We start from the raw sequence: 9094 nt of genomic DNA on the forward strand, positions 1-9094 counted from the left end.
CCCTGCCCGGCCGCTGCGGCCGGGCGATCCACCTAGACCTTCACGTTCGCCGCGATGTCCCAGCCGAACTCGAGCGCGCCACCGTCGGCGGTACCGTCCGGTTTCTGCGGCTGGTAAGCGACCTTGAACTCGGCGAAGTTGAGGCTGACGTTCTCGGTCAGCCGGTCCTCGCCACCGCTGCCGCCCGTGGACAGCGAGGTCACGATGACGTCCTTCATGGTCAGGATGTAGTACTCAAGCGGCGCATCGCCGCCGGCCTTGCGCACCGTCAGCACGCCTTCCTTGAACTGCTTGCCACTGGCGCAGTAGGCGGCCAGCACGGTGCTCGACTTGTCGATCCACTTGGTGACCGAAACGTCCTGGACCGAGACCTTGCCGCCACCGCCACCGCCGCCCGTATGCATGGTGCCCGATTGCGACATTCCCCAACTCCAGGCGAGCACGTCGATCTCGTCCTTGTGTTTCTTGTCCTGAGCCTCGCCCTTGACGTCGGTCAGCTTGAGGAACATATCTACGGCCATGATGGATCTCCTTTGCACAGGGTGTTGACAGACTTGGTTTGAACATCACGCGCCGGCGCAGGCCCGGCGAACTCACGCGGCCTTGGCGGAGGGCAGCTTCGATACCAGGCGCAGCGACACGGTCAGCCCTTCGAGCTGGTAGTGCGGACGCAGGAAGAACTTCGAGGTGTAGTAGCCGGGATTGCCTTCGACCTCCTCGACCACCACCTCGGCCGCCGCCAGCGGCTTGCGCGCCTTGGTTTCCTCGGAGGAATGAGCGGGATCACCGTCTACATAATTCAGGATCCACTTCTGCAGCCAGCGCTGCATGTCCTCCCTTTCCTTGAACGAACCGATCTTGTCGCGAACGATGCACTTCAGGTAGTGCGCGAAGCGGCAGCAGGCGAACAGGTAAGGCAGGCGCGCCGCCAGGTTGGCGTTCGCGGTGGCGTCGGGGTCGTCGTACTCGAACGGCTTCTGCAGCGACTGGGCGCCGATGAAGGCGGCAAAGTCCGAGTTCTTGCGGTGCACGATCGGCATGAAGCCGTTCTTCGCGAGTTCCGCCTCGCGCCGGTCGGAGATCGCGATCTCGGTCGGGCACTTCATGTCCACGCCGCCGTCGTCGGTGGGGAAGGTATGCACCGGCAGGCCCTCGACCGCCCCGCCCGATTCGATGCCGCGGATGCGAGAACACCAGCCGTAGAGCTTGAACGAGCGGTTGATGTTGACCGCCATCGCGTAAGCGGCATTCGACCAGGTGTAGCGCGAGTGGTCGGCGGCGCCGGTGTCCTCCTCGAAGTCGAACTCCTCGACCGGGCTGGTCTTGGCGCCGTAGGGCAGGCGCGACAGGAAGCGCGGCATGGCGAGGCCGAGGTAACGTGCGTCGTCGGACTCGCGCAGCGAACGCCAAGCGGCGTACTCGGGGGTCAGGAAGATCTTGGTCAGGTCGCGCGGGTTGGCCAGTTCCTGCCAGGAATCCATCTGCATCAGGGTCGGGCTGGCGCCAGCGATGAAGGGCACGTGCGCCGCGGCAGAGATCTTGGCCATCTCCCCGAGCAACTCGACGTCGGGTGGGCTCTGATCGAAATAATAGTCGCCGACCAGACAGCCGAAGGGCTCGCCACCGAACTGGCCGTATTCCTCTTCGTACAGTTTCTTGAACAGCGGGCTCTGGTCCCAAGCCGTCCCCTTGAACTTCTTGAGCGTCTTGGCCAGATCGTTCTTCGCGATGTTCATCACCCGGATCTTCAACATCTCGTCGGTCTCGGTGTTGTTGATCAGGTAATGCAGTCCGCGCCAGGCACCCTCGAGCTTCTGGAAGTCGGGGTGGTGCAGGATCAGGTTGACCTGCTCGGTGAGCTTGCGGTCGAGTTCGCCGATGATCGCCTCGATCGACCTGACCACGTCGGGACTGATGATCTTCGTATTGAGCAGGGCCTGTTGCGCCAGGGTGAGGACGGCCGTCTCGACGGCGCTCCTCGCCTGATCGGTCTTCGGCTTGAACTCCTTCTGCAGCAGCGCAGCGAGTTCGTCCCCTTCGAAGGTGACACCGGCGATCTGCGTTTTTTTCTCAACTTCTGCCATTGCCGTCTCCTGAATCGTTAAGCCACCCGGGGGATCACGCTGCCTCACCTTCGCCGGCGGGCTTCGCCTCTTCCGGCTTTCCGGCAAGCGCCAGCGACTGCAGCAGCGCCGGATCCTGGATCACCTTGGCGATGAGTTCCTCGGCGCCGCTCTTGCCGTCCATGAACGTGATCAGGTTCGACAGTTGCTGCCGCGCTTCGAGCAACTTGTTCAAGGCGTCGACCTTTCTCGCCACTGCCGCCGGCGAGAAGTCGTCCATGCTCTCGAAGGTGATCTCGACACTGAGGTTGCCCTCGCCGGTGAGGGTGTTCGGCACCTGCAGGGTGACACGGGGCTTCATCGCCTTCATGCGGTTGTCGAAGTTGTCGACATCGACCTCCAGGAACTTGCGATCGGCAACCGGCGGCAGCGGATCGGCAGGATTCCCCGAGAGGTCGGAGAGAACCCCCATGACGAAGGGGAGCTGGATCTTCTTCTCGGCGCCATAGAGCTCGACGTCGTACTCGATCTGGACGCGCGGCGCGCGATTGCGGGCGATGAACTTCTGGCTGCTGGTCACCACGTTGGTTCTCCTTGGTCAGCGGCCACCCGATCGAACGGCCGCGGGTTGTAGGGGCTGCCTGGAACGATCAGCTTTCCTGTCCGGGACCGGCGATCGTCTCGATCTGCCTGAGACCATCCGGCGCCATTTCCTTGACGATGTCGATGAAGCTCATGCTCACCAGACGCCTCGCCCGTTTGATCAACAAGGGCGCCGGGTTGGTCGGCTCGTTGCGCTCGAAGTAGTCGACCACCTGGTCGATCATGCGCAGTGCATCCTCTCGCGTGCGGATTCCAGTACTCATCGGCATCTCCACTGCACTGGCCGGATTCACTTCGCTGTCGCCGCCCGGGGCTGCGGCTACCGGCGTCGCCTCGCCGAGCGCGCCCTGCACCGCATGCGCGAGCAAGGCCAGGATCGTCAGCAAGGGCTTGAAGTCGGGGGCGCGCCCGGCGCCGACCTTGTCGTTGAGGAAATCCGCGAGTTCCTTCGCCGTAGCGCGCGTCTGGTCGACCAGCGCCAAGGGAGTGGGGTCCTCGGCAGCGACCGCGGCCAGGATGCTGTCGATCTGGCGCTGGCTCGGCACCTCGGCATTCCTGCGCGGCGGCAACTTGCCCAGCGCCACCTCGACGTCGCGTACCAGAACCTGCCCATGCTGGCGCGAGCGCACCAGCCAGGCATCGCGCAGGTCCCTGAGCAGCGCCTCGGCATCGACCAGCGGCGCCAGCGCGTTCAGGCGCATGGTCGGATCGTTGTCCTCCTCGGCGTCGAGTCGGGGGTAAACGTCCTCCCAGAAGCGTTGCAGCAACTGCAGGATCAATTGCAGTCCCTCCAGCAGCCCGGGGAAACCTTCGCTGTGCAACAGCGCACGCGTGAGCAGCGTGGCGACGCGCAGGTCCTTCGAGCGCTTGAGGAGGCTGACCGCGGCGTCGCGAACTTCTTCCCAGGCAGGTGCTTCGGCCGGGATCAGCGTGCTGCCGAATTGCTGCTCGGGCTTCCCGAGCGCAGCAAGTTCGAGCTCATGGAACGCGGGGTCGTACTCGAGGTCCGGCCCGCAGGGCGGCTGCTCCGCGACATCCGCAACGAGTTCGGCGATATCGACCACGAATCCCCCTTTGTCATCGACCCGGCCATCGGCAAGCGCAGGAACGGAACACCGCTTGCCGATGCATCCCCCAGAAACGACACTGACTGCGTGCCTCAAGCAGACCGTCGGCGCACACCTTCATTGTATGCATGCATACTTAAACATGCATAATGCATCAATGTCAAGGGCAACTCCGTAGCGCATCTGCGGGCGTGCTGCCGCCACGATCGACAGACGTCTCAGCTCCCACCGAGACGAGGATGTGGCTGCCGATGAAGGAATGCGGCTCGGCCTTGCCCAGCCACTGCGGGACTTGCGATCCACTCCTGCCTCATTCAGTAATTTGGCATAAATCGGATGTTGTGGTTTTGCCCTCCGTATCGTTTCCGCTCTTGCCGCCTCACCTGGTGGTGGCCCGCCCTCCTCCACCTTTATGGCAAGGAAAACTGCCATCTCATCCGCACTACCCGAATCCAGCCGCTTGCCTCCGCCCGAGGTCAAACCCGTCGAACGGGATGACTTGCGCTACCAGCAGGATCTGGATGGCGCTCCAAGGGCGCGTGACCAAGACTTCGGCTACCTGAACTACCTGCAGGTCTTCGACATGCCCAACGGCCAAGAGCTTTGGGAGCTCAAGGTCTACAGCGTGCCCGTGCAAGCGGGTCTGGAGGCGCATGTGCGGGAGGTTTACTTCGCCCCCTGACCCGGGTGCTGGGCCGTGACGAACTGGAGATCGAGAACGAGGCCGGCGAGCGTTTCCTGGTGGACGTCAAGAGACGCTGCGTGCGCAGGCTGCGCTGAAGCCAAGAGCAAGGGACTGTCTTTTCCTCGGGCAGGCAGCCCCCTGGCTTGGAATGAACCAGGCAGCAGTAAATAGTTGCCACTAAAGATCAGCGTTCGCTTGCCTCGCGAATTACGTCGACATTATGCCGAAAGCAATACAACGGGAGATCAGCCCTGATCAAGGCGTGAGAGCAATTGACCACCGGCTTGCCGGCACGGGGAACAGCCGCGATGCTTCAGGCCCCGCCGTAATGCGCGTCGGCATCGACCTCGATCCCCGGCAAGTCGTGCAGGGCGACGGCGAAGTCGCCGTCCTCCGCACTCCGCAACTTCGACATCACAGGGAAGACCGGCTGCGGATATGCTGTCAGGGCCTCTTTTCCATGAGTTGCGATACCTTCACTGCGATATCGGCGGCAACCGCTTTCATGGCGCGGCGCTGTGCGGCAACGAGTGCCTCGGCATCGTCCGATTCGCTCGCCTCGCGCAACACGCTGCGTCCGATTGACGGCGTGCCCTGCCGCGGTAGCAGGCGCCACACGACATCCACCTGAGCACCCTCTCCTTCCACGGCCTCGAGGCGCTGGACGTCCAGTATCAGTCGGAAGTCCGCATCGAGGTTCTGGCCATCGATCGGCAAGGAAAACACGCGGCCGGAATCGAGCCGCTGTCCCAGTTCGTCGGCCAGCACCCGCGGGATATCCCGCCGTAGAGGTTCCGCCCAGCGTCGGGTCTCGTCGATGCTCACACGATTGTCCGAACGGCGAAGCACCAGTTGTGGCCGGTCGATCAGGTCCGGCAGGGTGGTCTGGGTGATCACGATGCTCGGCGTCACGCCTTGCGGCAGGGTCGCTGCCTGACGTTCGCTCAGGGTGAAATGACGGGGAGCCGGTGAAGCGGCGCAGCCAGCCAGTACGGCCGCACCCGCCATCAAGCACATGATTCGGATCTGCATCACTCTTCACTCCTCTTGCGCCCGGTCAGCAGGGCCTCGGGTTGGTTCTCCAGCAGTTCGGCCAGGTTGCGCACCGCCTGCGCCGCTTTCCCGACTTCGCGCAGGGTGTCGCGCATTTCCAGTTGCAGGGGCGCGTCGCTGAGCATCAGCTTGTCCGCCGTGTCGAGTACGCGCTGTGCACCATCCAGCGTCTTGCGGGCGTCGCGCAGGGTAGGCGCCAGATCGGGGACGACGTCGCGATCCAGTTTGACCACCAGTTGATCGACATGCTGCAAGGTGTGGCGCAGAGACTCGAGGAGGGTCAGCAATTGGTCCTGGAGGGAATCCAGCACTCCCGGCTGTACCGGCAGTTCAGGCCGCCGCTTGCTCCAGTCCACGCGACCGGCCTTGGCATTCGGAAAGAAGTCGAGCGCGATGTAGAGCTGGCCGGTCAGGACGTTGCCGGTACGCAACTGGGCGCGAAAGCCCTTCGCGACCATCCTCTCCAGCATCTTCCGGGAAACCTTCTCCGGCACCTGGCCCCCCGAGTAATTGCGGGTCTGCCGCGCGAAGCGGTCGGGATACAGGCTGACTTCGACCTGCATCGCGAAGTCGCCACTGTCCTTGCTCACGTCCAGGCCGATGCGGGACACCTCACCGGCCACCAGGCCCCGGAAATCCACCGGGGCGCCCACCGCCAGCCCGCGAACCGATTCGTTGAAGGTCAGCAGGTATTTTTCCACCCGCGATTCGGGCTGTCGCGTCGCCGCCGCACGGTCCTCATGCAGGACAAAGGAGGCGTCCTCCTCCGCCTGTCGTCCAAGCTGGCCCTCTTCGTCCGTCGGCGATGAAAAGGCGATGCCGCCCAAGGCGAGGCTGAGCAGCGACTGCATGTCGATCTTGACGCCATCGGAGTTCAACGAGACGTCCACACCGCTTGCGTGCCAGAACTGCGAAGCTTGCGTCACGAAGTCGTCGTAGGGCGCGTCGACAAAAATGCGTATGTCCACGCCGCTTCCGTCTTCGCGCATGCCGTACCCGGTCACCTTGCCGACCGGGATGCGCCGGAAATACACCGGCGTGCCGATATCCAGAGAACCGAGCTCGTCGGCGCTCAGCACGTACTGGCGCCCCGGTGTTTCCGAGGTGACCAGCGGCGGTACCTCCAGGCCGGTGAACGCAAGCTGTGGCGTGTCCGACTTGCCCGGGTCGATCGCAATGTAGGCGCCGGAGAGCACCGTGGCGAGGCCCGAGACGCCGCCGGCCGCCACCCGCGGGCGCACGACCCAGAAACGACTGTCCGCCACCAGCAGTCCTTCGGCGTCCTTGACCATCTGCACGACGACGCGCACCGATTTGCGATCCGGATTGAGCGCGATGCTCTTGACCGTGCCCACCTCGACGTCCTTGAACTTGACGCGTGTCTTGTTTTCCTCGAGGCCTGTGGCCGAGAAAAACTGCAGGGTGACCTCCGGCCCGCGGGCGCTGATCGCCTGCACCGCCAGCCCGATGCCGACCAGGACGGCCAGCAGGGGAACGATCCAGATCATGCTGAGCTGCCAGCGCCGGCGCTGGAGCACGCGAACGGCGGGCAGAGTGTCAGGTCTTGGTGGTTCGCTTGGATTCACGATTCATTTCCACAGGTTCATGAGTTGATGCGGCGTCCCAGATCAGGCGCGGATCGAAAGCCATCGTCGCCATCATGCTGAGCACCACGACCGCGCCAAAGGCGAGCACCCCGGGCCCGGCGGCTATGGTGGCCAGGGACTGGGCCTGGACCAGCGCGACCAGGACGGCCACGACATAGACATCGAGCATCGACCACCGCCCTATCACTTCGAGTAGCCGGTACAGGCGGGCACATTGCCGGGCTTGCACGTTCCGCTGCTGCACGCTGACCAGGATCAGGCTCAGCGACAGCAGCTTGAGCAAGGGCACCACAACGCTGGCCACGAAGACGATAAGCGCCAGCGCCCAGGAGCCTGAATTCCACAGGAAGGCGACCCCACTCAGGATCGTATCCCGCTGCACGCCGAACAGCGAACGCGTTTCCATGATCGGCAGCAGGTTGGCTGGCAGGTAGAGCACGTAGGCGGCCAGCAGGAGCGCCCAGCTCCGCTCGATGCTGCGCGGCTTGCGCCGGTGCAATGGGGCGTGGCAACGGCTACAGCAGGCGTGTTCGGCCGCGTTTTCCACCCGCCCGCACACCTCGCACAAGGCCAGCCCGCAATCCGCGGCGCTTACCCATTTCATCGTGCCGCCTCCCATGCCCGCCAGAGGACGCGGTGATCCAGCAAGGAACTCAGCACCGCCAACACCAGCATCAATGCGCCAAAGCACCAGATGGCAGTGCCTGGCAGAACGTCGGCCAGGTGCGAGAGCTTGACCAGCGACACCAGCACACCGAGGATGAAGACCTCGACCATCGCCCACGGCTGCGCCAGCCTGAGTCCCCGGAAAAGCAGCACGAAGGCGGGCGGACGCCGTCCCAGGCACAGGGGCAGCAGCATCCAGGCGAGCGCAAGCATCTCGATCAACGGAATCAGCACGGTCGTTGCCAACAGCAGACCTGCGACGACCGGCATGTCGTCGCGCCAGAGCTGTCCCGCGGCGCCAAAGACCGTGGTTTCGACCTGATGCCCCTGGATGTTCAGACCCACGACGGGAAACAGGTTCGAGAGCAGCAGAAGGATGAGCGCGGAAAGACTGAGCGCCAGCAGGACCTGCAGCTTATCGGGCCCAAGCCTGTACAGCCCGGCTCCGCAGCGCGGACAAATGGCGTTTCCGCCCCCTTCTGCCTGCGGAACTTCCTGCAGCAGCGCGTCGCATTCGTGGCACACGGTGAGGCGGGCGCTCATCTACGCGCCTCCGCCAGCCAGACCGAGACGGGCAGGACGATACGGAGGTCAGGTGGCGGGAAGGAAATCGAGACCACCACTCCAGCCAGCCTCCCGTCAGCAGGATAGGCTTCAAACACGCAACGCCGGTAGGGCACGATCAATGCAGCAGAATGCGGGCATTGAGCATCTTTCCGTCGTTCCAGATGTCCGTCACCCGCGAAGTCAATTGATGAGCCTGCTCATCGCCGATGTCCATTTCGACGATCACCCAAGGAGCATTCGGCTCTCCGTCGCGGATGATTGCAACACTGAGCACCGGGCCGAACTTCTCCATGGCTGCCTTGACACTCTCCTCGGTCACTGCGGGAGACAAGCCTGTGAGCATGATCTTTTTCATCGCGTAATCCTTGGTCAGAAATGAATTGTAAGTCATATTGTCAAGCTGGATCAGTCCGGGTTTCCAGCGCATCAGGAACTTCGTTCAGGACGTAGAGCACACGCCCCCAATTAATGCAAAATGATTTTTTGCCAACCTGGTTTCGTCGGGATACCCCATCCCGTTATACACATCTTGTAGGATGACGGCTTTGTCATGACGGGAGCGCGGGTGTGAGCTGGGCAGCAGAAGAATTCGAGACCTTGGAGCTGGGGGATGCGCGACTCAACCGCAGGGCGGTGCTGCTGGCCGAGCGACTGGCCCTTAAACCCGGTGCGAGCATCCCCAATGCGTGCCAGAACTGGAGCGAGACGGTCGCGGCCTACCGGTTTCTTTCGCACGGGGGCGTGAGCTGGGATGACGTGATGCAGGCGCACTGTCAGGCCAGC

Annotated in this window: 11 protein-coding genes; 2 read left to right on the forward strand and 9 right to left on the reverse strand. The window is 63.4% G+C overall.

Going from position 1 to position 9094, the window contains the following annotated elements:
* Positions 1-32: 32 nt before the first annotated feature.
* From CCR84_RS09650 to tssA, 4 genes are all read right to left on the reverse strand, one after another.
* On the reverse strand, positions 33-521 hold the full coding sequence (locus tag CCR84_RS09650; protein WP_201211715.1) for an Hcp family type VI secretion system effector: 489 nt from the start codon (positions 519-521) through the stop codon (positions 33-35).
* A 72-nt stretch (positions 522-593) separates the two neighbouring features.
* Positions 594-2084 carry a type VI secretion system contractile sheath large subunit gene (gene tssC / locus CCR84_RS09655; RefSeq protein ID WP_201211716.1) on the reverse strand — a complete coding sequence of 497 codons (1491 nt, stop codon included), beginning with the start codon at positions 2082-2084 and terminating at the stop codon, positions 594-596.
* A gap of 34 nt (positions 2085-2118) precedes the next feature.
* On the reverse strand, positions 2119-2646 hold the full coding sequence (gene tssB, locus CCR84_RS09660) for a type VI secretion system contractile sheath small subunit (RefSeq protein ID WP_201211717.1): 528 nt from the start codon (positions 2644-2646) through the stop codon (positions 2119-2121).
* A 67-nt stretch (positions 2647-2713) separates the two neighbouring features.
* Entirely contained in the window at positions 2714-3730 is a 1017-nt protein-coding gene (tssA, locus tag CCR84_RS09665) for a type VI secretion system protein TssA (RefSeq protein WP_201211718.1), read from the reverse strand.
* Positions 3731-4232: 502 nt separating this feature from the next.
* Here tssA and CCR84_RS09670 point away from each other — a divergent pair.
* Complete coding sequence (locus CCR84_RS09670; protein WP_201211719.1) at positions 4233-4415, forward strand: hypothetical protein; 183 nt, start codon at positions 4233-4235, stop codon at positions 4413-4415.
* Between the two features lie 447 nt (positions 4416-4862).
* On the opposite strand, the gene CCR84_RS09675 is transcribed toward CCR84_RS09670, so the two are convergent.
* From CCR84_RS09675 to CCR84_RS09695, 5 genes are all read right to left on the reverse strand, one after another.
* The gene (locus CCR84_RS09675) at positions 4863-5450 is read right to left on the reverse strand and encodes a PqiC family protein (RefSeq protein ID WP_201211720.1); all 588 of its coding nucleotides are present in this window, start codon (positions 5448-5450) and stop codon (positions 4863-4865) included.
* On the reverse strand, positions 5450-6979 hold the full coding sequence (locus tag CCR84_RS09680) for a PqiB family protein (RefSeq protein ID WP_201211722.1): 1530 nt from the start codon (positions 6977-6979) through the stop codon (positions 5450-5452). Before CCR84_RS09680 ends, CCR84_RS09675 begins: the two co-directional genes overlap by 1 nt.
* Before the next feature lie 49 nt (positions 6980-7028).
* The gene (locus CCR84_RS09685; RefSeq protein WP_201211724.1) at positions 7029-7682 is read right to left on the reverse strand and encodes a paraquat-inducible protein A; all 654 of its coding nucleotides are present in this window, start codon (positions 7680-7682) and stop codon (positions 7029-7031) included.
* The gene (locus tag CCR84_RS09690; protein WP_201211726.1) at positions 7679-8287 is read right to left on the reverse strand and encodes a paraquat-inducible protein A; all 609 of its coding nucleotides are present in this window, start codon (positions 8285-8287) and stop codon (positions 7679-7681) included. Before CCR84_RS09690 ends, CCR84_RS09685 begins: the two co-directional genes overlap by 4 nt.
* A gap of 139 nt (positions 8288-8426) precedes the next feature.
* Positions 8427-8738, reverse strand: a complete 312-nt coding sequence (locus tag CCR84_RS09695) for an RNA recognition motif domain-containing protein (RefSeq protein ID WP_201211728.1) — start codon at positions 8736-8738, stop codon at positions 8427-8429.
* A 140-nt stretch (positions 8739-8878) separates the two neighbouring features.
* On the opposite strand from CCR84_RS09695, the gene CCR84_RS09700 reads away from it, so the two are divergent.
* Positions 8879-9094 (forward strand): IS4/Tn5 family transposase DNA-binding protein (locus tag CCR84_RS09700; protein WP_201211730.1); only part of this gene is annotated, 216 nt, incomplete at its 3' end.

Origin of the sequence: Rhodocyclus purpureus (assembly GCF_016653115.1) — a bacterium.
In the GTDB taxonomy this organism is placed as follows: domain Bacteria; phylum Pseudomonadota; class Gammaproteobacteria; order Burkholderiales; family Rhodocyclaceae; genus Rhodocyclus; species Rhodocyclus purpureus.

Coding starts and splice junctions, on each gene's coding strand:
- CCR84_RS09650 (WP_201211715.1), bottom strand. CDS start 521: ATGGCCGTAGATATGTTCCTCAAGCTGACCGACGTCAAGGGCGAGGCT.
- tssC (WP_201211716.1), bottom strand. CDS start 2,084: ATGGCAGAAGTTGAGAAAAAAACGCAGATCGCCGGTGTCACCTTCGAA.
- CCR84_RS09675 (WP_201211720.1), bottom strand. CDS start 5,450: ATGCAGATCCGAATCATGTGCTTGATGGCGGGTGCGGCCGTACTGGCT.
- CCR84_RS09680 (WP_201211722.1), bottom strand. CDS start 6,979: ATGATCTGGATCGTTCCCCTGCTGGCCGTCCTGGTCGGCATCGGGCTG.
- CCR84_RS09685 (WP_201211724.1), bottom strand. CDS start 7,682: ATGAAATGGGTAAGCGCCGCGGATTGCGGGCTGGCCTTGTGCGAGGTG.
- CCR84_RS09690 (WP_201211726.1), bottom strand. CDS start 8,287: ATGAGCGCCCGCCTCACCGTGTGCCACGAATGCGACGCGCTGCTGCAG.
- CCR84_RS09695 (WP_201211728.1), bottom strand. CDS start 8,738: ATGCGCTGGAAACCCGGACTGATCCAGCTTGACAATATGACTTACAAT.